Raw genomic sequence first — 23,418 nt, 5'->3', positions numbered from 1 at the left:
AACTGTGGAATTTGAAAAGATTGTTGATTTGCATTGTCATATTCTACCGGAAATTGATGACGGATCTCCAGATTTAGAAAGTTCATTGATGTTAGCTAAACAGGCCGTTAATGATGGGGTGACTCATATTTTATGTACGCCACATCATTTAGATAACGAATACGTGAATCATAAAGATGACGTAATTAAGGCAACTAATGAATTTCAAAACGAATTAATTGCTCATCAAATTCCATTGCGGATTTTCCCAGGACAAGAAGTTCATATCAATGGAAATTTAATTTCCAATTATGATGATTTATTAGGAATTGATGCCAATAAACGATATATGTTACTTGAATTTCCGCATGGGAACGTTCCAGAGTATGCAGGACAGATGATTTTTAATTTGAAAAAATTAGGAACAACGCCGGTAATCGTTCATCCAGAAAGAAATAGTGAAATTCAAAGCAACCTTAAATTATTATATAATTTCATTGAAAAAGGGGCTTTGGCTCAGGTTACGGCAACAAGTTATATTGGTGGCTTTGGTGAAAAAGTCGCTGAAATATCAAAGCAAATGGTAGAGCATAATTTAGTTCAAATTGTTGCTTCTGATGCTCACACATTAAAAGGAAGAAAATTTGTGTTACATGAAGCATTAAATCAAATTGCAGATGATTTTGGAGAAGATAAAGCTATTCAATTTGAAAAAAGCGCTGAAGATTTGATTAATGGGGAACGTGTTGTGGCACACGACTATTCACCAATAAAGAAGAAAAAACGATTTTTCTTTTTCTAGTTATAAATGGGAGATGCAGAATTTGCATCTCTTTTTTATAAACGGAATTTTATAGATTATAAGAAATTTTGTTAAATAATATTAAGACTTTAAGGGTATAATAATTTTGAAAGGGTGTCAAGTATTGAGTAACACAAATATCAATAAAAAATTATTAGTTAGTACTTTTGTTTTAGGTGGAGTACTAACCGCAAATTCTTTTTTTAATACTAATGTAAATGCTGATAATGTAAATATTAAAAGTAACAGCATCAGTAATTCAACTGTAAAAAGCTCTAGCTCATCATCAAGTAGTTCAAGTGTCTATTCTTTGAGATCATCACAAACATCTTCTAAAGAAGGTTCTAGTTTAGCAGTACAATCAAGAGCTTTAAATAACCAATCTGAGGAAAATTCTAATTCTACACAAATTAAATCTTCAAGTGAGGAAAAGATCGGTTCATCTCAAAATACAAAAATTAAATTTTCGCAATCATCACAAGCAGCGGTAAATTCAAGTACGAATTTACATCAAAATGATTTGAATTTAAAAGTAAATGATTCATCAAAAACTTCAAGTACATCTAGCTTAGAAAAGACTAATTTAAATGTACAAAGTTCATCTTCATCAGTTGATGCTTCTTCAAAAGTGCAAGAATCAACAGTTAATAAGGATGAATATAAATATCATGATTTTATTTATTTTAATGATGTAAATAATGTTACCTCTGATGGGACTTTTGCACCTGTATATCCTTGGAAGGAAACGGGGCACCGTTGGGAAAAAGATATGGATTATGTCATGGTTGGCTATAAAGATCAGTGGGGAAAAAATGACGATGTTATGTCAGGTTTACCTGGGACGACATACGGTTATGGTAATCAAACGAGTGTGGATAAATTCGAAACAAGCCCATATGTAACGATTAATGCTCCAACCGGGTACAAATTTGATGTGGCGTATACAGAAAATTTTGATATTGATAAATCTCACTTTTTTAATTTTATTTCAGATACGGAAGTAAGATTTAATTGGCAACAATACGCGGCTGAACGCGGAAGAACAGGTACATTCGAACTTTTCTTGTATAATGCAAAGACAGGACATCCACTTCCTGTGAATAAACAAGATGGAATTCAAATTCATTGGATTTCAAATAAAGATAGCCACCCGATTGCAAATTATCCATTTATTCCAATTAAAGATTTACCAGACTTAACACAAACAAAACAGTCAAGCAAAGTGTATTACAAAGTCTATGTGCCTAAGGGATATAAGATAGATAATAAAACAACAAGCCAATATACTGCTGATCATGATAAAGCAACTGATGGCAATTATTCGTTATTCTATATTCCAGGGTATACAGGAGCAGGCGATACTAACACTTATACTTGGGCATATATTAAACCAGATTGGATGCCAAAAAGTTATTTAGAAAAAGGAACATTAAATATTGTAGGATGGGTTGATCCAGATAGTAGTAACCAAGGAAATAGTCCTGAATGGATTCCGATGACAGACAAGGCTGCGGAATTAAGTGGGGTACAAAGCAATGGTAATATCACAATAAATTATGTTGATAAGACAACTGGTAAGGTTATAAAGTCGGATAAAATTTCAGGTAAAGTGGGATCTGAAAGTAATTATTCGACCGCGAATGAAATTAAAGAATTGGAAGCTAAGGGATATGAACTTGTATCAAATGGTTATGGCAATGGAAAGAAATTTGAAAAGAATGATCAAACATTCAATGTTGAGTTGAAGCATAAAATTGAAAACTATTCAAATTCAAATAATCCATTAAACCTTAGCTTATCAAAACAAATAACAAATACGATTAATTACCGTTATGAAAATGGAGAGGAAGCCGCTCCTTCTGTTAAACAGACAATTACCTTTATTCGAACGGCGAAAAAGGATATGGTTACAGGAAAAATTACGTATGAAAATTGGACTTCAACTGAGACTACATTTAGTAGTGTGAAATCTCCTCAAATTAATGGATATGTTCCTAGCCAAGAGAATAGTAATTTAATTAAAGTAACTGAAAATAGTTCAAATATTGTTCAAACGATTACGTATTCAAAAATTAAATCAGAAAGTACGAACGAAAATAAGCCAGCTGATAAGCCGGTAAATAATAACACGAGTGAGAATAAACCAGCTGATAAGCCAGCAAATAATAACACGAGTGAAAATAAGCCAGCTGACAAGCCGGCAAATAATAACACGAGCGAGAATAAACCAGCTGATAAGCCGGCAAATAATAACACGAGCGAGAATAAACCAGCTGATAAGCCGGTAAATAATAACACGAGTGAAAATAAACCAGCTGATAAGCCGGCAAATAATAACACGAGTGAAAATAAACCAGCTGACAAGTCAGTAAATAACAATGAAATTAGTACATCAGGTTATGCAGAACAAAATATTTCAACTAAAAATGCTTTAAGTGAAAAGTTACAAAATTCGAAGAAGAGTACATTACCTCAAACTGGCGAAAATTCAAACAAACATACTTTATTAGGTACGATTGCATTAGCATTTTCAGGAATTTTAGCTATGTTAAGGCTATCAAAAAAAGAAAAAAACAATAGGTAATATGTCAGTTAGAGCATAGGATTATAATGAGGTATATGAATTTCTTTAGAAATTTAATGCCTCATTTTTTGTGATTGCTAATTATTATTAGTAAGTTTATGGTTTTTATGGCATTAATATATTAAAATAACAAGAGATTATTATATTAAATTTATTCAGAAAGTTGAGTTCAAAGTGAAAGAAAAAATCGATATAGTTTTTACATGGGTTGATGGTAGTGATCCTAATTGGCAAAAAAAAGCTAAACAATATATGCCCGAAAAAGAATTTGCTGATCGAAGATTTCGTGAATGGGGAACATTTAAATATGTATTTCGTTCAATAGAAAAGTATGCATCATGGGCAAATCATATATATATAATTACTGATAATCAATGTCCAGATTGGCTAAATTTAGATAATCCTAAAGTCTCAATTGTTGATCATAAAGAGATTATTGATGAAAAATATTTACCGACATTTAATTCAAATGTAATTCAGCTAAACGCACATAAAATTCCTGGTTTATCTGATAAGTTTATTATTTTTAACGATGATATGTTCCTTAATGCACCTGTAAAAGAAACAGATTTCTTTAAAAATGGACTGCCATGTGATTTTTTAGTGGAAAATGCTCTTACAGCATCAATCCCATGGTTTAAGTCATTATTTGGGGCAATGCTATTCATTAATCAGAAATTTAATAAGAAAAAATTTATAAAAGAAAATTTTAATAAATATTTTTCGACAAAGTATGGAGTGCAGGGCTTGAGAAGTTTTCTTTCTTTACCATATTCACAATTTACAGGTTTTATGTCTACGCATTGGGTTCAACCATTCTTAAAGTCAACATTTGAAGATGTTTGGAATGATTTTGGAGAAGAGCTAGAAAAAAGTAGTTATAATCATGTTCGGGATGCAAATACTGATATTCCAGATTATTTAATGCGTTATTATCAACTTGCGGCTGGCAATTTTACACCAGTGAAAATAAAAAAACGTAGTAAATTCTTACCAATTGGTGGAGAATTTAATGTTATTAAAGATGTAATTACAAGGGAAGAATATCTTGGATTTTGCTTAAATGATGATTCCGTTGATGATGATAATCTATTTGATGAAATTAAGAACCGAACAATTAATTTGTTAGAAGAGAAATTTCCTAATAAATCAGAATTTGAAAAATAATTAAGAGGTGAGAAGATGGTTGATAAATATGTAATTACTTCAATAAAAGATAGTAAAACATTTGATGCGGGCTCAAAGGCTAAAAATGATGATCGTTTAATTTTAGAAAAGAATGGTTACACACCTCTTGATATATCAAATTCAAATTCTAGAATTAAAAAATTATTTCAAGGTATTTGGAAAATAAAACAAATAGTTAAAGAACATCCAGCTGAGTCGTATGTTATTCAATATCCACTTTATTCTATTTTTATTATAGAAAATGTTATTAAAAATATTAGACATTATACGCCTAATGCTAAAATAATTTTATTGATTCATGATATTGAAGCCTTAAGATTAAGAACTGATGATAAAAAGTATATAGAGAAAGAAATGGCGGTTTTTAATAGTGTGAACTCAATTATAGTACACACTATTAAAATGAAAGAGAAACTTGTACAAATGGGTGTAACTACCAAAATGGTTGTACAGGGACTTTTTGATTATTTAAATCCGCAAGAAATGTTTAAAAATGAAGAAAAAACTAACAAAATTTGCTATGCGGGCAATTTAGAAAAAAGCGAATTTCTAAAAAATATAAGTTTAGAGAAAATACATTTAGAAGTATTTGGAACTCCCAAACCAGTATTTTCTCTGAAAAATAATGTGGAATATCGTGGAGCTTATCCTTCAGATGAATTACCTAAATATTTAAACGCTGATTTCGGACTCGTTTGGGATGGAACATCCTTAGACTCTTCTAAAGGTGTGTTTGGTGATTATACAAAGTATAATTCTCCACATAAAGCTTCCTTGTACATAAGTTCAGGATTACCAATTATTGTTTGGAAGGAAGCAGGAATTGCTTCGATTGTTAAGGAAAACAATTTAGGAATTGTAGTTGATAATATCTCTGATTTAGATTTAATTACTTCGAATGTAAGTTCCGAGGAGTATTTATTAATGAAAAAAGCTGTTATCAATTATGGAAAGCGTATCAGAGAAGGTAAGAATTTGTTAAAAGCCTTAGAAGTAGCTGCAAATTAGAAATGGGAGAATTAATTTTGGAAAGTAAAAGAAGAGAAAATATTATAAATTTAATTTATTTTACTGGATTAATACTTGTAATATCGATTCAATTTTTAACAAGTACAACTTTAGGATCTGTTGTAACTTCAATGTATCGTCCAATTACAATTACTGGTGAAATACTATTACTTAGTAAATATTTTCTATTTCAAAAAAATAGTACTTTAAATTTTATCTCATTCTTAGGATTGGAAATTATAGCATTTATTAATTACAAATATACCAAAAATGGAGATTTAATATATTTACTTCCAGTTATTTTTTCTTCTAAGGATATCGATGGGAAAAAAATAGTTAAATTCTTTTTTATGACTGTCACAATATTATTAGGAATCACAGTAATGCTAGCTATATCAGGAAAAATTCCTAATTACGTTTTTTCTTATAACACAGGATCATCAAGTGTTGGCAGAAAGGCACTTGGAATGGTATATCCTACAACATTGGGAGCAACTGTAATGTACTTAGTACTTGCATATTTAACTTATAAGAAATTTGATATATCATTATTTCAAAATTTGATGATATTTGTAATTGCATTTATAGTAAAAAAAGTTGCGTATGCCAAAACTGCAATGCTTTTAATATGTGTAGCTGGAATTGTAGCTTTATTTTATAAGCCGATTTGTCGTATTTTAAAGAAAATTAATATTGTAGTTCCAATTTTAATATTAGTCATTATTTTATCATCGCTATATTTAGCATATCATTTTAATTCATCTTCTCAATTTGAACAAATGATTAATATTAAATTGTTTTCTAATAGATTGTATCTTGGATATGTTGCTGCTATGACCTATCCAATTAAATTATTTGGCCAGTTTATTTATATGCGTGGATATGGTGGACAAATTGGCTATTTAATAAATCAAGGAGCGTTACATACTAATTATTTCTATATTGATAGCTTCTTTTTACAAACATTACTAATTTATGGATTACTAATTTTCTTGGTTGTAATTGGATGTATTGTATATTTCTCATATAAATTTATTAAAGAAAAGAAGTTTTCATTAGCGATTATTCTTTCTTTGATTATTATAGATAATATATTTGAATCATATATGTTCCACTATTCGTTTAATTTTATGGCAATATTGTTATTAGCGAATACAGATTATTTTATTTCAAAAGAAAATAAGACGATTAGGTAAGTATAATGAAAAGTAAAAAAGAATTATCAAATAAAGTAATAAGTTTTGTATTACCATTAGTAGTATTAATGGTAATGTTTAGCATTGTAAAAGTTTTTCCATTTGGAAATAATTCAATCACGATAAATGATGCGAATAATCAATATATTGCAATTTTAACGTATTTTCGTGAAAATATTTTGCATCCGCAAAATTTACTTTTTTCATATAAGTTAAATTTAGGTGGTCAATTTTTTAGCGTTTTAACATACTATTTACTATCACCAATTAATTTAATATCACTACTATTTCCAATAAATAAGATTCCATTATTTTTTGAATTGAATACAGTGTTCAATGCTTGTTTAACAAGTTTATTGACATACGTATTTTTAAGTAAATCGAAATATACAAGACAATCAAATAATGGGATAAATGTTGTTTTTTCGCTTTGTTTTTCACTAAGTTCATATTTCTTTTTATATAATCATTGCGAAATGTGGTTTAATGTTATTGCATTTTTCCCCCTTTTGATGCTTTTCCTTGAAGAATTATTGGACGGTAAGAGTGGCTGGAAATTTGGTATCTTATATACAGTAATGTTGTTAATGAACTACTATATTACCTTTATGATTACTGTTTTCATTGCTATTTCTTACTTTATTTGGATATTAAGTGTAAAAGATAAGAAATATATTTTTAATCGTACAAAAGTATTAGCTATAACAGGAATTACTTCTTTTCTTTTAGGGTCGATTAGCATAATACCTTCGTATTTATGTCAAAAGATGGTAAAAGATCAGGCTACATTACAAATAAATCTACACCGAATTTACCATATAAAAGATTTATTTAATAATCTATTTTTTAATATTGATTCAGCTAAAGGACAGATAATTGGGAATTCTGGTATTGCCTTTAACCACTATCCACATGTATATATGTCTTTTGTTATTACATTTATTTTAGTAAGTTTCTTTTTCAGTAAACTAATTAATAAAAAAGAGAAGATTCTTACAGGAATATTGTTGGGAATATTGTTCTTATTTACATGGAATCAAACACTTTATTTTATATGGCATGGGTTCACAGCTCCACATGGATATCCACAGCGCGGAACATTTATTGTTGATTTCGTATTGGTGATTATTTCAAGTAATTATGCAAAGCATTTTAATGTAAAAAAAGAAAATATAAAAATTCCAATTTTAGTAACGTTACTTTTAATTGTATTAAACTTTGTAAGTGTTCATAACATATCTAACTTAATAATAAATATGTTGTTACTTATTGTTGCTGCTGCATTACTTTCAGTAAAAAATGGAAAATATACTGGATGGTTATTACCAATTGTAATGCTAGATATTATTTTTTCAAATGTGGCAGTATTTAATAAATTATCAAATCAAAGTACCAATCTAGCGGCTTTTACTAAAAGTTACAATACAATGAAGCCGGTAACGGATGAAATTAATAAAAGTGACAAATCGTTTTATCGAATTGGAACTGCAGATGAAATGAATCCTAATGATCCATTACTGTATGATTTTAATGGACTATCAAATTATGTTTCACAACAACCAACTCAATTGATAAACTTTATGTCAACAGTTGGTTATTTTCAAAGAACTAATCCAGTATATCGTTGGAGCTCTTATAATAATGGATCTACGTTGGCAATGGATAGTTTAATGGGTACAAAGTACTATATTGGGAATAATAGAACCTATGCCAAAAATGTTATCGCAAGTGATAATGAATTGCGCTCAATCTCTTCTTTACAAAATGGAATTTCAATTGTCGGTGAGAGTAAAGATATTAACGATTTTAAAGTTTATAAAAATAAATGTAGCTTACCATTAGCTTTTCCTGTAGATAAAAGTGCTGTTGAAAAAATTGATTTTCCAGGATTACCAAATAACAATCCATTTAAATATCAAAACAAGGTATTTGAAAAATTATTTGGGGTAAAAGATCTATATAGTTATTTAAATCTGAGTAATGAAAAAGTTTCCCAAGTATCGAATGCTTATATGTATAAAACATCCAGATCAGGAATTGTTTATATGTATTTACCTGAAAAGATGATGGCAAAACTTCCTGAGTTAACTTTATATGTAAATGACAGGAAATTAGGGAATATAAATTCTAACTATTATACTTTGAATAATGGAGAAGGAAAAAACAGTAAAAATGGAATAGTAGCACTCGGAAAGTTTAGAAAAGATGAAGTTATAAATATTAAATTAGTGCATAGAGGTCATGATGTAAAAATATTAGCACCAATTGTTGCTGTAGAAGATGAAAAGCTAGTAGATAAATTATCAACAGATGTACAAAAATCTAATGTGAAAATTAATAAAGTTAGAGGAAATGCAATTAATATTGAAACTACTAAAGACTTTGATTCAAATTATTTAATGTTAACAATCCCATATGATAAAGGATGGGATGTAACAGTTAATGGTAAAAAGCAGAGTCCTAAAGTTCTAATTAGTACTTTTATGGGAATTAAACTTAATAAAGGTATTAATAAAATTACACTTCATTATGAAGTTCCAGGAGTAAAGACTTCAGGAATGCTTTTCATCTTAGGAACATTAATTGTATGCATTAGTATAATAAGAAAAAAGAAAAGATAGAAGTCTATAAAGTTTATGAATGATATTTAAAATAATTTATGAGCTGAATAGACTATGCTGAGTACTATAATGGTACTCAGCTTTTTTATTTAATAGAAAATTTAAAATACTTTTTTTGAGAATTTTGATATTATAGTGGATTTTATCACTAACTAGAATAAAAAAGGTACTGATAAAGTTTCTCTATCAGTACCAAAAGTATACATTCATATTAAATTTAAGTTAGTATTTTTATTACTTACTTGTTTTACTATTCTTTAAGTAATCCACCCAATTATTTATAGTATCATTATCAAAGCGAGAATCGAATTTTCGAGCAAATAAAAATCCTTGTTCTTGAGCAGTTACAAGTTTGTCAAATTCGTTGCTTCGCCATATGTGCGGACCGCCATTATCGCTCCTGTTCCAATCAATAAATCTTTTTGAACCGTCATCTTTCTCGTTTATTTTTAGGGATAAATTAAATTTTTGGGGATAACTCAGTACAAAAGATTGAACAAGCAATTCATCACCAAAAATAGAATGCCTAAAAGCTTTCGATATTTCGGCCTTATGAGAAATTAATTTAGTTGCTAGATTATTACTAATAGAAAACCAATTAGTTCCATAGCCTATCTTATAATTATATTTCTTCCATAGGTTAACTTTAAAGAGTGTCTGAATCTTTTTTTCTAAAAAACGATATACTCTAAACGTAAAAATGGTAAATTTGTTTTTAAAGCTACGAACAGATTTTTCTGGGAAAGCATGATATTGTTCTACCCTTTTCCACGGTTTTTCTTGTAAAAAATGTTCCTTATTAAAGAAACCCACACATTCAACTGAATTTTCTTTAAAGTAATTATGGATATAATCTTGTGTTTGTAAAGGTAAATCTTTAGCGGACATTAAATGATAATAAGAATATGCGTCCTTTTTAATAGCAAAGTCAAGTAAATTTAATTCTACTTGTACTTGAGATGGACCTGCCCAATTTACTTCAATTCTAGGAATCCAATAAATGTTACTATGAGTAACTTCTTTTTCAATTGATTGACGAGTATCTTCTGAGAATGCAACTTTTTTATCAATATGTATATATATATCATTTCTGGTATCATCAATAACTGAAACGATTTTTTTTAATTGGCTAAATTCATTTTGAGCAATTATTAGATAAGCATGTTTTTCCATATTAATGCTCCTTTAAAATAAATTTATGGTAAAAATTATTGGAATCATTTTGCAATTTCTTTTTATATGAAAGTTTAAACACAGAAGTATTTGATATTAATTTAGTCAAAGTTTCTTGACTAAAAGGAGAATTCAAATAATCTTGTAACTTAAACATATTTTTGTTTCTACCGATTGCTTTTGAACACCAATATCTAAAATTTCCTATATTATTTTCCCACGCATAGTTTAAAGCGTAATCAATCATAAAATAGTCAATTAATTCATCATTTTTTTCCCAATAATTTAAGAAGAAATTGTTCATGAAATTGAATAGAGGCTGATTTCTTTTACCACCTATAAAAAAGCCACACCATCTTCCTTGGGTAACAAAAAAATGCTCTTTATCTTCATGTCCAGCACATGTATATATATCATCCTTGAAAATGGAATCTTCTAATCTATCCGTAACAAAAAGAGTAGCATCCATCCATAATCCGCCATATTGTTTTAACAAGTTGAATCTTAGTAAATCTGAAAAATGTGTTAAAGATATTTTTCCTGATGATACTTTTTGATAAATGTATTCAGGAAAATCAGCAAAATTTCGTACGTTATCTTTATCAATAAGAATTACTTCAGCATTCCCAGCATTATTTTTGATAGAATCAAAACATGATTTTACAAGAACAGGCATACTTTTTTCGCCTTGCCACCATAAAATCCAAATTTTGTTATTCCCATTTTCTTCCGGTTCGACAGATAAATCATTACTAGCCTGGATAAAGTAGGGGGTTAATTTATTAAGGATTCTTTTGTGTCGCCAATCATTATATTTAACATTTAATTTTATTGGAAAATTAAATTTGCGTAATACTTTAGCTATTAATAGAGATAGATCATTCATCGATAATTACCTCGCTTAGTAATTAAATTTAATTTTTGTACGAATTCGGTATACTAATCGAATTAATGGAAATAGTACGTAATTTCCTTTTCGAATTAATGAAATAAATTTATTACTGTTTAGTTGGTTATACACATCCTGTGAAATATCCTTAATATGAGAATCAAAATTAATAAATTGTTTTTTCGAATTATCATATTTTTCAAAAAGTAAATATGTACGCATAGCCCCACCAACAGATTGGATAATTGTTTTTAAAATTACCCGTTGTTTATTATCGCTAATACTCTTTATAAAGTCTTTATCTAGTTCAACAAGTCTATAGGCAACTTTTTCTTGCATTTTAATATTCTTTATCATGCTTTTTTTAGAAACACTTTGGTTTTCATTGCCTTTTCTATACATATATACAGGAAGATCAAAATAGATAAAATCTTCAGAAACGTATAATGCCCAAATTACGTATTCAGCATCATCATAAAGGACTTTTTCAGTAATGTGAGCATTGTATTTTCTTAAAAGTTCAGTTTTAACACTAATTGTATGGAGAGATGCTTCTAAATTTAATTTAGAATTTAAAGAATAAATCTTATTTGCTTCAATATCATGCGTCATATCAATTAATTCTTTTTTATCAGGATATATCTCAACATGTTGTGTCAATACAAGATCAGTATCTGTGTTTCGCAATTTTGTTATGAATTGATCAAATGCTTCAGTATTTACCCAATCATCGCCATCAATGACTTTAAAGTATTTTCCGGTCGCTAATTCAATTCCTTTGTTGATTGTTGAGCCATGCCCACCATTTTCTTTTGAAATGTATTTAAATGTCTGAGGTGCTAAATTTTCGTATTTTTTTCCAATCTCAGACGTTTTGTCTTTTGAACCATCATCAACGATCAAGACTTCAAATTCATCTAAGAATTTGCTTTTGTAAAGGCTGGATAATGTATCTTCAAGATAGTCTTCTACATTATACGCTGCGATTGTAAGTGTAAGTAACTTCAAAATTAATCCTCCAAGTGTTAATGGTTTATAAATCAATAATACCATTATAGCTATTTTTTTTTAGAAAGCCATTTAAGTAAAAATAATTTTTGATATTATTAATAATATGATTATAGGTTTAAGGAGTGAAGAACGTTATGGATTTAAGTATTGTCATTCCAATGTATAATTGTGAAAGTACGATTAATAACGTGTTGAATTCAATTCATGATTTTATAGATAAGTGTGATGAAAACGTCGAAGTCATTTGTGTTGATGACGGTTCCAAAGACAGTACAGCAAGTATTGTAGAAGGATTTATTAAGAATAGTAATATGTTTAGTTTAATAAAAAAGGAAAATGGGGGGGGTAAGTTCAGCACGAAATACAGGAATAACAAAGGCAGAAGGAAAGTATATTATGTTTCTTGATGCGAATGATATTATTGATTCTGAAAAATTACTGGATGTTTGGAAAAAGGTAAAGCCAGATACTGATTTATTGTTTTCAGATGTAACTGCCTTGAAAGAAGATCAAATAATCAGTGGCGTTACTAAAAAGCAGAAAAAGAACTTAGCTGACATTGGAGAACATCGCATTCAGATAGGTGTTAACTTTACCATTTATTTTCGAAAGTTATTAACTGACAACGAGTTATCTTTTGATACAAATCTGCGTGTAGGAGAAGACATGTACTTCAATTTACAGTGTATTGAAGCTGCAAAAAATATTATTTTGACAAATAAAAAGTATTATTATCTTCAAGAAGCGCATTCAGTTTATTTATTCAAAAAAGAGAATTTGGATAATGAACTTTATTTTAGAAAAGTTACAGATGAATTTTTCAATAATCAAAATGATAATCAGGTAACAATTGTTAATCAGAGAATGGCGGCTAAAGGAATTATTTTCTTAGTATATCGGTACTTTGTGCCAGGAATTTTTGAAAAGCAGTTTACAGTTTATGAAGCATCGAAAAAGTTAAAAGCAATCAGTCAATCTGATAAATATGAAAAATATATTTCTTTAGGAAATCTTGATAAATACTTCAGTGGAAGGAAAAAATTGGTGCGAAAATTATTGAGTAAGCATCAATATTGGTTAACAATTGTTGCAGGAATGATAATGAACAAATTAAAGCCCGAGAAAAGGTATTAATCAGCTTTATTTAAAAGTTTGAGATAGTGATCTAAATATAATTATTGAAATCATAATTACCGAATAAAAAGAGCTATGATTTGTTCATAGTTCTTTTTATATTGAATGATTTGAATCTATCAGATATAATATAAAGGTTAGTTTTTTTATATTAATAAGAATGAGGGAAAAACGTGAAGAATAAGGTTAAGTATATTATTGGGAGTATTACCTTTGTTATTTTAATTGCTTTAATAATGGTCTTTTTAAATAAAAATTGTATGGCTCATTATTATTTTGAAAGAATGACGGGGCATGAATATCCGGATATTAGTGGTTACCATAAAGTTACCGTTGATGAGATGAACGGTACAACGGATCAAGACAAAGAACAAAAAATAAAAAAGATAATGGCTAAAGATAAAATTAACGGAATTGTATTGTTTGGTGATCCGTCCAAGAAGCCAAACATTGTTGAAAGTGATCAAAGTAACGATGCTAAAAATAAGATTGGGCCGAATGTCTTGTATCCAATTGCGTCATTGCAAAAAGTTTACACTGGGATTGCAATTCAGAAGTTAATTGATGAACATAAAATTAGTTTATCAACGACAATTAATAAATTTTATCCGAAGATTGCAAATAGTAACAAGATAACGGTTGGGGATTTGTTATCGCATATTTCTGGAATTGACGATGGGAATCAGCAAACGCCAGTAGTATTAAAAAATGAAAATGATGCATTATCTTTTGTTGAAAAGAACTTGAATTCAACGGGTAAAATTGGTAAATGGAACTATTCTGACAGTGACTATGCTTTACTTGCAGGAATCGTATCTAAAGTATCAGGAATGGGCTATCAGGATTATATAAATAAAAATATTCTTGTTCCATATAAATTAAAAAATACAAAGTTTTATAATCAAGTCAATGATAAAGCGGATGTAATTAGCGGAAATATGCAAAGCACAGGAAATGACTTATGTTTTGAAACCTTGAAAAGGAAAATGTCGGTTGCATTGGGAGCAGGCGGAATGTTTAGCAGTGCGATTGATTATTGGAACTTTGTCAACGCTTTAACGAGTAATAAAATTATTCCTTTAAACGATATCACTTCAAATACGAATAGGTATTACGATGGTGTTTATTTAGGACAAGGAACTATTCATGCAGATGGAGCGATGAATGGGTGTCAAAGTTGTTTCATTGCCAATTATGATAGCAATCAAACATTTATTTTCTTTTCAAATAATATTTCATTTAAACAGATGTTGAAAGTTAGGGGCAAATTAGTAGAAATTTGCTTTGAATAAGGGAAAAGGCACTGGTAGAAGTTTTCTGCCAGTGCCTGATTTTTATGTTTTGGTGCTGTTTAAAAATTCATTTTTAGATATTTTTAGATTTCATTGCAATCAAAAACCTCGCCCAAATTTAGGCGAGGTTTTACTTTATTTTCAGTTTTGCCCTTTATCAAACATTTCCAGATTAGCGAATAACAGCAGCGGCACGAAGTTAAACGATGCGTCCAAGAAGTGCTGGTCGATTCCCGCACTGATAAAGAAGATGATGAACGCCAATTCGATTGGCAAGTAATTCAGATTCTTTAAGAAGCGGTTATTCAACATAAAGAACAAAACGATCGCAATCAGCAGCATTGGAATTCCATACATCCATAAGATGCGGAAGAATGATGCGTCAATGAAGAATCCGGATCCTCCACCCGGCTGATAAATATACCGTCCGGTGAAACTGATTGGAAAGTTGTGGAAAAGCGTTTGTTCATGTGATAACCGGCCTGATAAAGCACTATTGATCAGGTTCAAAATCTTATTACTTGGGAAACAAGTAAATAAGAATCCAATCAGGTAGATCAAGAACATGTAAACCAACATTGTAATATTGACCGCTTTAACACTGATTTTTTTGAACAGTTGCTTGATCTTCGGGTAAGCAACCAGAAAGACCAGCAGTAAGAGTGAAAGCAACAGATCGACCCGCGTTCCGGTAATCAAATAGAACCAGAAGATGACCGCAATGAATGAAATATATTCTGGTAAGCGCAGCCGAAACTTCTTCAAAACAGCATAGGCCAGCAATAAGGACAATCCACGAGCAGCATAGTCGCTTGGATAAGCCATTCCTAGCGCATATCGGTAAACTGGCGAATACAAACTCCGCGTGGTTGAATAGTTCCAAATCACGCCGGACAATGCCAAAATCGCAGCCACAATCATGAATGCGATGTTCGTTAACATAAAGACTTTCAAAATTTGTTCCGCTTTGACATCTTTAGCTCCAATAATGAAGAAACTAAAATAAAACACGCTAACACTCGCAGCAATGTACGATGACATGTACAGGTAAAATTCCATTAAGAAGAAGATCACTAATTCTTGCCAGTTGTGCTCATCAAGAAACAGAATCTTGATGGTAATCATTAATGCTGGAATTAATTCAAGAATAAAAATGAATCCCTGCGAGAAAAACGGAAACATCTGACTATTCTTGATCATACTTGCGACAATGAAAATCGATAATGCAATCAAGTATAGCGCAGAAGCAATGTTCGGATGAGCTTCCTTAAATTTTCTTGCTTTCGTTGTCCAGTTTGTTAAGATCGAATCCATTTACATCACCTGCTTAACAATTTGATCTAATGCGGCTTTAGTGTAGTGGCCTTCACGCAACTGCATTGCCATGTTGATGGCGTTTTGTTTGATTGTCTTGTATTCGTCATCCGTGATTTGAGCAAGGACGTCATCAAGGTCGTTTAAGTTGTCGATGGCTAAGCCGACATGGTTTTCTTCAATGAATTTGGCCATAGCAGCTTTCTTCCAGATGATTACTGGGATGCCAGAACTTAAGTACAACGATGTTTTATGCGGCGCGTTGAATTGTAAGTAGTGGCCGTATGTTCCAGAACAAGTATCGAGTTCATCGCCGTCCCATACAAGGCCAAAGTTTTGCGTTAATTTCTTTGGCAATTCTTCGGGCGAAAGTTTGCCTTCATATTGGATGCAGTCTGGATATTGGTCTGCTGGATTTGGTCCGTACAGCGTTAACTTGGTATCTTTCAGGTTCAACTTTGTTAAGAAGGTTGACTTTTCCAAGCTTCCAGCGAAGACAACGGATTTGTTGTAATCCATATCTTGGTTGATCAATTGCGGATTTTGATAATCAAAAATTCCAAGGTTAACGATTGGAACGGTGATTCCGTGTTCTTTCAACCAGTCAGTCATTGGTTGGTTATGGGCGATGATCCCGTCAGCCTGTTTCAAAAGCCGTAATTCGTTATCTGAATAATTATCCGTATCATCAAACATCCGAATGCCTTCAATATCGTGGATGACGTAAACCAATTTAGCGTGGGTGTACTTTTTAATGTCTTCAATTAAGTGGTTCATTAAAAAGGTTGAGTACATTGGATATTGAAAGACGATCACATCCGCGTCATTCGCATTCTTCAGCAGCTTAGGAATCGTGATCTTACTGTATTTGAGTTTTTGCAGCTTAGCTTTAAAACTGCGATCTTGCGGATGAATGATAAACGGTAAAAGGATTTCCTTAAATCCGTCTTGCTTCGCAAATGTAAAAACATCATTCCGGGCTTTGCGACCACCATTCATCGTGTTGTCGTCGAGGTCATTAATAATGTAGTTTTTCATTTTGATTAATTCTCCTTCAGTTCTTTAAGCGCTGTGTGCATTGCCGTTTTAATGAAGTATCCTGAACGTAATTTTTCAGCAACGGCAATGGTATTCTGCTTCATTGTCTGATAATCCTCAGTGGTCATTTGATCCAAGCGGTCATTGATCTCATCGAGGCTGGCAACGGCGAAGCCAACATTATTTTCAGTAATAAACTGTGCTAATGCGGCTTCCTTCCAAATGATCACCGGAAGACCAGAGCTTAAATACAATGATGTTTTGTGCGGGTTATTGTATTTAAGGTAGTGACCGTAAGTCCCATCGCACGTTGTTGTGCTTGTGCCATCCCAAACTAAACCGAAGTTCTGGGTCAAATGTGCTGGTAATTCGTCAGGATCAAGGCTTCCTTGATAGCTGACGTTTGGTTGGTATTGGTCAGCCGGATTCGGGCCGAAAAGAGTCAATGGAAAATCTGGATTAAATTTTGGTAAAAATTCAGATTTCGCTAAGTTGCCGGCGAAAACAACACTCTTATCAAATGAATTATTCGTATTCAATTGTTGTGGGTTGTAGTAATCAAACAGGTTTAAGTTTACGATTTTAGCGTTGACGTGCTGCTGATTTAACCAATCTGTCATAAATTGATTATGCGAAATGATCAAATCAGCGGCATTCAAAATGTTCATTTCATCCTGTTGGTAGCCGCCATCTTGGAACATCCGGATACTTTCAACATCGTGGATCACAATGATCAAATTGGCATGCGTGTTCTTTTTGATTGCCGGAATCAATTTATTCATAATAAATGTTGAATAAATCGGATATTGAAAGACGATGTTATCTGCATCTTTGATTTTTTTAATGGCTTTCGGAATGGTAATCAAGCCATCCTTAAATTTCCGAATTTGGGCTCCAAGACTCTTATCTTCTGGATGGATCACGATTGGAATATTAAGTTCCTTAAACCCATCTTCGGTTAAGAACCGCGTAATATCGTTCTTAGCCTTTTGGCCCCCGTTAAGAACCGGGTCATCAATATTTACAAGATAATTATTCATTATTTGCTCCTTGATTCGAAAGAATTTTACATAGATAAAGTAATTATACGTCACAACAATGTAATGGAGCAACGCAAAATATACTGTTATTACAGTAAGCTTTAATGACAATTAATGATTAATTAATCTAAGATTAACTTTATTTTACCGGAAAAATATAATATAATACTCGGATAGTGGCTAATCTATAAGAAAGTAGGACCTTTAATGAAATCTGAGATTTATGTCGTTAGTCATAAACAGACCCGGATGCCTGAAGGAAAGATTTATTATCCGCTTCAAGTTGGACCGGCAAAGGAAACCTTTAAAGGGTATTTACGGGACAATACAGGGGATAACATTGCTGATCGTAATCAGAATTACTCAGAATTAACGGCTCAATACTGGGTTGCTCATAACCGTCAAGCAGACGTTAAAGGACTTGTTCATTACCGCCGGCTTTTCTCTGACGGTGGAAGTCACTTTTTTGCAACTGTTGACCAAAAATATAACCATGTAATGAATGAAAAGCAGTTGACCAAATTGATGGACAAATATGATATGATTTTGCCAAGAAAGCGAAATTACTACATTGAAACTTCGTGGTCGCACTATGAACATATCCATCACATCAAGGATATGGAAACGACCCGCAAAGTGTTAGAAGAAAAGTATCCGGATTATGTTCCGTATTTTGACAAGTGTGTTCAACGGACATCGGCTCATATGTTTAACATGTTCATTGCTAAGTCAGCCATTTTTGATGAATATACTGATTGGTTAATGGATGTGCTTTTTGAAGTTGAAAAGCGAACGGATATTACCGGATATACTCCATATGAACAGCGAATTTACGGCTTTATCAGTGAATTGCTGATGGATGTTTGGGTTGAAAAGAATGAAATTAACTATACGGAAGTCCCAGTGATGTTTATGGGTAAGCAACATTGGGTTAAGAAAATCACGTCATTCTTAATGCGGAAGATCAAAGGAAACCCTAATAAAGACGAGAAGTAGTTTTTAGTTTGTGAGGTGGCTTTTTTGTCAGTCAAAAAACAAAATAAGGCCTATTTGTTTGTAAAGAGATTACTGGATATCGTGATTTCAGTAATTGCTTTAATTTTTTTAATACCAGTGACCTTAGTAATTTTCATTATTGATCGTTTTGGTGACAATAAGGGCCCGGTATTTTACAAACAAAAACGTGTTGGAAAAGACCATAAGATATTTTACATGTATAAATACCGGTCGATGATCGTTGGTGCGGAAAAGCGGCTGGAAGAAGACCCGCAACTTTATCAAAAGTACATTGAAAACGGGTATAAGCTTCCACCGGATGAAGATCCGCGAATTACTAAGTTTGGTCGCTTCTTACGGAAATCATCAATTGACGAGTTGCCGCAATTCTTCAATATTTTAAAGGGCGACATGTCACTGATCGGTCCCCGGCCAATTGTTGAAGATGAATTAAAAGAATACGGCGATCGGGTAGATAAATTTCTTTCAGTTAAGCCTGGAGCGATGGGATACTGGCAAGCTTCCGGCAGAAGTAATATTATGTATCCAGAACGGTGCGACCTTGAGTTATACTATGTTGACCATGCATCATTGTGGTTTGACATTAAGGTCTTTTTTAAGAATATCGTTGCAATTTTTAAGGCCGACGGTGCTTTTTAAAGAACGTTGAGGATTAGTATGGAAGAAAAACTGAGTATAATCATTCCAGTGTATAACGACGAGAAATACTTAAAGCGTTGTTTGGATTCGATTATTAATTTAGATTATCAAAATTTAGAAATAATTTTAGTGGATGATGGTTCAACGGATGATTCGCTTGCCATTATGACGGATTATGCCGCCCAAGATGAACGGGTCAAAGCAATCAGTCAACAGAATCTAGGTGTTTCCGTTGCGCGCAATACCGGATTGGCGCAAGCCACTGGCAATTACATCATGTTTGTTGATGCGGATGACTATGTTCTCTCACCGCTTAAGATCGTGTTGAACGATGAGCAAACGGCGGATTTGAATGTTTTTGGATTTGAATCTGGTGAAGAGCAAAAGGTCGTTCGGGCCAAGTATTATGATGCCGACGAATCCATCCATGCTAAAACAATGATGATGGAAAATCCAACCCAGTATCTTACAGCATGGGGAAAGATTTTCAAGCATGATTTAATTAAGAAATACAATTTAAGGTTCAATACTAATCTGCGCGTTGCTGAAGATGGCAACTTTATGCTGCAATATTTAATGAAATGCGAAACGATCAAGTTTTCATTACCGGTTGGTTACCATTACTCAAAGGATACGGAATCGGTAATGACGACCTTTGACCGGAAGTCAGAGGATTACCTTACTGCCTTGGAAGAATCCGAACGGAACTTGGAAGGTTGTCCGGCTGAAATTCAGAAAGCATTCAATACATACGTGATGATGCACTTTAACATTATCATGGTTCATGAGACATTTGCATCGGCCAATCCGGTTAAGTACAGTTTGAAAATTAAACAGTTAAAGCAACTTTTAAATAAACCGATTTTTAAGGAAGCTTTATCCGGAATTAAGTTAAGCGAATGTCATGGATTGCGGATGTTACCGGTAATTTTGCTTAAGATGCATGCCTATCGGTTATCATCGATTTTATTCATTGTGCGGGCTAAGCAAAATGAAAAACAAGTTGAAGGTTAATAGTGAAGAGGGTCGTGAAAACGGCTCTTTTTTTATTTTCTGTTGGAAATCATTAACAATAAATTATGATTACATATATTATTAATGCTTTGCTTTGAAAATTAAAGATAATTTATAAATTTCGTAAGACTTCCTTAACACCTCTTTACCATTTCAAAATTTTTAAATTATACAATAACATCGAATTCATTAGGTTATGTCTTTTTTAAGAGTAAGCAATGAGTTACAAAAGGTGTAAGGAGATTTTCGTTATGAAAAAGGGTAAGAAACGTAGCTTGCTGATTGTCATTGCGTCAGCAATTGTTGCGGTTTTTGTTGCGGTCGGCGCTGCGATCCACGCAAACGAAATCACATCGATTACGGGATTAAGCGGTAGCGATGCAACGGTTACAAATAGCCAGGGACAGAAAGTTAATCCGGCTGATTTGCCAGCTGATGGTTGGACAGGATACAACGTCAGTTATAACTGGTCAATTCCGGATAGCACGAACGTTACTGACGGTGATACCGCAACGGTAACATTACCTGCAGGAATGGTCGTTAACCAGGACACAACTGGGGTCGTTAAGAATTCCAACGGTGAAGTTGTCGGAACCGTTAAGTTTACTAAGGGTTCATCAACTGGGACGATTACATTTAACGGTAAACTTGCTGGCCAGTACGGCAAACACGGAACCTTATCAGTCACAGCCGTCAAGAAGGTTGAATCATCTTCAAGTACAGCAAACAGTTCAGCTACTGGTGGCGGAACGGTAAATAATAACCCTGATTGGGGAATTAACAAAGCTGGCTGGCTTGATCAAGGTGCTGAAAAAAACGGTGTTCCGACTAAGATCTACTGGGATATTGTTATTAATCCTCAAGGTAAATCATTGAAGGATGTAAAGGTAACCGATACACTTGGTGCTGGTCAAACATATGATAATGGGTCAGCAACATTCCATTCAGTTGAATATCATGACGGTCAAGAAAGTACCGAAACGGGAACCGTTCCAGGAACAGCAACGGTCAGTGGGAATACAATCACCTTCGATTTAGGTAACATTGATACGCCAGTTGAAATTGAATATGAAACAACGATCACAAATATTAATGATAATGGTGGTAACCTTTGGAGCAACAAAGCTACTGTTACGACCACAACACCAAATGTTAAGTGGTCACGTTCAACAGATTCAGCGACTGTAAACTGGGGGACCGGTGGTACAGTTCAAAGTTATGCTGGTAAGATTGAGGTTACAAAGGTTGACTCGGTCGATAAAACAAAGGTTTTACCAGGAGCAGTTTTTGAATTGGAAAATGCAAATCATCAAGTTATTAAGACAAACTTAGTAACTGGTCAAGATGGTAAGATTACAATTGATGACTTGCCTGATGGTCAATATTACTTAGTCGAAACTAAGGCTCCTGCAGGTTATCAATTAAGCTCAACTCCAATTCAAGTTGTAATCAGCAGCAGCAATAACCACACAGCAACACCGGTTGTTGCAGATAAGCCAGCAGTTTCAAGCAGTAGTTCAAGTTCAAGCTCAAAGAGCTCATCAAGTAGCAGTAAGAAGAGTTCAAGTGTAAAGAGTTCATCAAGTAAGAAGTCAAGCTCAAGCAAGATTTTAAGCAGCAGTAAGAAGAGTTCAAGTATTAAGAGCTCATCAAGCAAGAAGTCAAGTTCAAGCAAGATTTCAAGTAGCAGTAAGAAGAGTTCAAGCATTAAGAGTTCATCATCAAAGAAATCAAGCTCAAGCAAGATTTCATCAAGTAGCAAGAAGAGCTCAAGTATTAAGAGTTCATCATCAAAGAAGTCAAGTTCAAGCAAGGTTTCAAGCAGTAGTAAGAAGAGTTCAAGCATTAAGAGTTCATCAAGCAAGAAGTCAAGTTCAAGCAAGATTTCAAGCAGCAGCAAGAAGAGTTCAAGCGTAAAGAGCTCATCATCAAGTAAGAAATCAAGTTCAAGCAAGATTTCAAGCAGTAGCAAGAAGAGTTCAAGTATTAAGAGCTCATCAAGCAAGAAGTCAAGCTCAAGCAAGATTTCAAGCAGCAGCAAGAAGAGCTCAAGCATCAAGAGTTCATCAAGCAAGAAATCAAGCTCAAGCAAGATCTCAAGCAGTAAGAAGAGTTCAAGTATTAAGAGCTCATCAAGCAAGAAGTCAAGCTCAAGTAAGGTTTCAAGCAGCAAGAAGAGTTCAAGTATTAAGAGTTCATCAAGCAAGAAATCAAGTTCAAGTAAGATTTCAAGCAGTAGCAAGAAGAGTTCAAGTATTAAGAGCTCATCAAGCAAGAAGTCAAGCTCAAGCAAGGTTTCAAGCAGCAAGAAGAGTTCAAGTATTAAGAGTTCATCATCAAAGAAATCAAGTTCAAGCAAGATTTCATCAAGCAGCAAAAAGAGCTCAAGCGTAAAGAGTTCATCATCAAGTAAGAAATTAAGTTCAAGCAAGATTTCAAGCAGCAGCAAGAAGAGCTCAAGCATCAAGAGTTCATCAAG

At 32.5% G+C, this 23,418-nt stretch carries 17 protein-coding genes and 1 pseudogene; 12 read left to right on the top strand and 6 right to left on the bottom strand.

What is annotated here, in order from left to right:
• The first annotated feature begins 4 nt into the window (after positions 1-4).
• From FC33_RS02550 to FC33_RS02525, 6 genes are all read left to right on the top strand, one after another.
• Entirely contained in the window at positions 5-781 is a 777-nt protein-coding gene (locus FC33_RS02550; protein WP_057827060.1) for a tyrosine-protein phosphatase, read from the top strand.
• Positions 782-905: 124 nt separating this feature from the next.
• Complete coding sequence (locus tag FC33_RS02545; protein WP_155519388.1) at positions 906-3,365, top strand: mucin-binding protein; 2,460 nt, start codon at positions 906-908, stop codon at positions 3,363-3,365.
• A 174-nt stretch (positions 3,366-3,539) separates the two neighbouring features.
• Entirely contained in the window at positions 3,540-4,532 is a 993-nt protein-coding gene (locus FC33_RS02540) for a stealth family protein (RefSeq protein ID WP_057827058.1), read from the top strand.
• Between the two features lie 15 nt (positions 4,533-4,547).
• On the top strand, positions 4,548-5,561 hold the full coding sequence (locus FC33_RS02535; protein ID WP_057827057.1) for a glycosyltransferase: 1,014 nt from the start codon (positions 4,548-4,550) through the stop codon (positions 5,559-5,561).
• A gap of 2 nt (positions 5,562-5,563) precedes the next feature.
• Positions 5,564-6,757: a hypothetical protein gene (locus tag FC33_RS02530; protein WP_162257611.1), complete on the top strand. Its 1,194-nt coding sequence runs from the start codon at positions 5,564-5,566 to the stop codon at positions 6,755-6,757.
• Between the two features lie 5 nt (positions 6,758-6,762).
• On the top strand, positions 6,763-9,378 hold the full coding sequence (locus FC33_RS02525; RefSeq protein WP_057827055.1) for a YfhO family protein: 2,616 nt from the start codon (positions 6,763-6,765) through the stop codon (positions 9,376-9,378).
• A 234-nt stretch (positions 9,379-9,612) separates the two neighbouring features.
• Here FC33_RS02525 and FC33_RS02520 read toward each other — a convergent pair whose 3' ends face one another.
• From FC33_RS02520 to FC33_RS02510, 3 genes are read right to left on the bottom strand one after another with little or no spacing between them, the layout of a single operon-like run.
• Positions 9,613-10,551 carry a beta-1,6-N-acetylglucosaminyltransferase gene (locus tag FC33_RS02520; protein WP_057827054.1) on the bottom strand — a complete coding sequence of 313 codons (939 nt, stop codon included), beginning with the start codon at positions 10,549-10,551 and terminating at the stop codon, positions 9,613-9,615.
• A 1-nt stretch (position 10,552) separates the two neighbouring features.
• Positions 10,553-11,437 (bottom strand): capsular polysaccharide synthesis protein, encoded by an 885-nt coding sequence (locus FC33_RS02515; protein WP_057827053.1) that lies wholly within the window; start codon positions 11,435-11,437, stop codon positions 10,553-10,555.
• 15 nt (positions 11,438-11,452) lie between these two features.
• Positions 11,453-12,493, bottom strand: coding sequence for a glycosyltransferase family 2 protein (locus FC33_RS02510; RefSeq protein ID WP_081037034.1), 1,041 nt, complete (start codon positions 12,491-12,493; stop codon positions 11,453-11,455).
• Positions 12,494-12,585: 92 nt separating this feature from the next.
• Here FC33_RS02510 and FC33_RS02500 point away from each other — a divergent pair.
• Positions 12,586-13,585, top strand: a pseudogene (locus FC33_RS02500) (glycosyltransferase family 2 protein).
• 173 nt (positions 13,586-13,758) lie between these two features.
• A complete protein-coding gene (locus FC33_RS02495; RefSeq protein WP_057827049.1) occupies positions 13,759-14,877 on the top strand; it encodes a serine hydrolase domain-containing protein in 1,119 nt (372 codons plus the stop codon).
• 141 nt (positions 14,878-15,018) lie between these two features.
• On the opposite strand, the gene FC33_RS02490 is transcribed toward FC33_RS02495, so the two are convergent.
• The 3 genes from FC33_RS02490 to FC33_RS02480 are packed head-to-tail and all read right to left on the bottom strand — an operon-like array spanning position 15,019 to position 18,269.
• A complete protein-coding gene (locus FC33_RS02490; RefSeq protein WP_057827048.1) occupies positions 15,019-16,191 on the bottom strand; it encodes a hypothetical protein in 1,173 nt (390 codons plus the stop codon).
• Positions 16,192-17,229 (bottom strand): sugar transferase, encoded by a 1,038-nt coding sequence (locus tag FC33_RS02485; protein ID WP_057827047.1) that lies wholly within the window; start codon positions 17,227-17,229, stop codon positions 16,192-16,194.
• Between the two features lie 5 nt (positions 17,230-17,234).
• Entirely contained in the window at positions 17,235-18,269 is a 1,035-nt protein-coding gene (locus FC33_RS02480) for a sugar transferase (RefSeq protein ID WP_057827046.1), read from the bottom strand.
• A 207-nt stretch (positions 18,270-18,476) separates the two neighbouring features.
• Between FC33_RS02480 and FC33_RS02475 the strand changes: the two genes are divergently transcribed.
• The 4 genes from FC33_RS02475 to FC33_RS08270 form a co-directional block, all read left to right on the top strand.
• On the top strand, positions 18,477-19,265 hold the full coding sequence (locus tag FC33_RS02475; RefSeq protein WP_057827045.1) for a DUF4422 domain-containing protein: 789 nt from the start codon (positions 18,477-18,479) through the stop codon (positions 19,263-19,265).
• Between the two features lie 24 nt (positions 19,266-19,289).
• Entirely contained in the window at positions 19,290-19,925 is a 636-nt protein-coding gene (locus tag FC33_RS02470) for a sugar transferase (RefSeq protein ID WP_146993465.1), read from the top strand.
• Positions 19,926-19,943: 18 nt separating this feature from the next.
• Positions 19,944-20,939 carry a glycosyltransferase family 2 protein gene (locus tag FC33_RS02465; protein WP_057827043.1) on the top strand — a complete coding sequence of 332 codons (996 nt, stop codon included), beginning with the start codon at positions 19,944-19,946 and terminating at the stop codon, positions 20,937-20,939.
• A gap of 251 nt (positions 20,940-21,190) precedes the next feature.
• Positions 21,191-23,418 (top strand): SpaA isopeptide-forming pilin-related protein (locus tag FC33_RS08270; protein WP_057827042.1); only part of this gene is annotated, 2,228 nt, incomplete at its 3' end.

The sequence above is a fragment of the Ligilactobacillus aviarius subsp. aviarius DSM 20655 genome, from assembly GCF_001436315.1.
In the GTDB taxonomy this organism is placed as follows: domain Bacteria; phylum Bacillota; class Bacilli; order Lactobacillales; family Lactobacillaceae; genus Ligilactobacillus; species Ligilactobacillus aviarius.
This window is presented reverse-complemented; position numbering and strand designations above follow the sequence as displayed.

What these genes read in the sequence shown, in the direction of transcription:
- FC33_RS02535 (WP_057827057.1), top strand. Translation starts at nt 4,548, where the DNA reads ATGGTTGATAAATATGTAATTACTTCAATAAAAGATAGTAAAACATTT.
- FC33_RS02485 (WP_057827047.1), bottom strand. Translation starts at nt 17,229, where the DNA reads ATGAAAAACTACATTATTAATGACCTCGACGACAACACGATGAATGGT.
- FC33_RS02475 (WP_057827045.1), top strand. Translation starts at nt 18,477, where the DNA reads ATGAAATCTGAGATTTATGTCGTTAGTCATAAACAGACCCGGATGCCT.
- FC33_RS02490 (WP_057827048.1), bottom strand. Translation starts at nt 16,191, where the DNA reads ATGGATTCGATCTTAACAAACTGGACAACGAAAGCAAGAAAATTTAAG.
- FC33_RS02520 (WP_057827054.1), bottom strand. Translation starts at nt 10,551, where the DNA reads ATGGAAAAACATGCTTATCTAATAATTGCTCAAAATGAATTTAGCCAA.
- FC33_RS02525 (WP_057827055.1), top strand. Translation starts at nt 6,763, where the DNA reads ATGAAAAGTAAAAAAGAATTATCAAATAAAGTAATAAGTTTTGTATTA.
- FC33_RS02480 (WP_057827046.1), bottom strand. Translation starts at nt 18,269, where the DNA reads ATGAATAATTATCTTGTAAATATTGATGACCCGGTTCTTAACGGGGGC.
- FC33_RS02515 (WP_057827053.1), bottom strand. Translation starts at nt 11,437, where the DNA reads ATGAATGATCTATCTCTATTAATAGCTAAAGTATTACGCAAATTTAAT.
- FC33_RS02530 (WP_162257611.1), top strand. Translation starts at nt 5,564, where the DNA reads ATGGGAGAATTAATTTTGGAAAGTAAAAGAAGAGAAAATATTATAAAT.
- FC33_RS02510 (WP_081037034.1), bottom strand. Translation starts at nt 12,493, where the DNA reads ATGGTATTATTGATTTATAAACCATTAACACTTGGAGGATTAATTTTG.
- FC33_RS02465 (WP_057827043.1), top strand. Translation starts at nt 19,944, where the DNA reads ATGGAAGAAAAACTGAGTATAATCATTCCAGTGTATAACGACGAGAAA.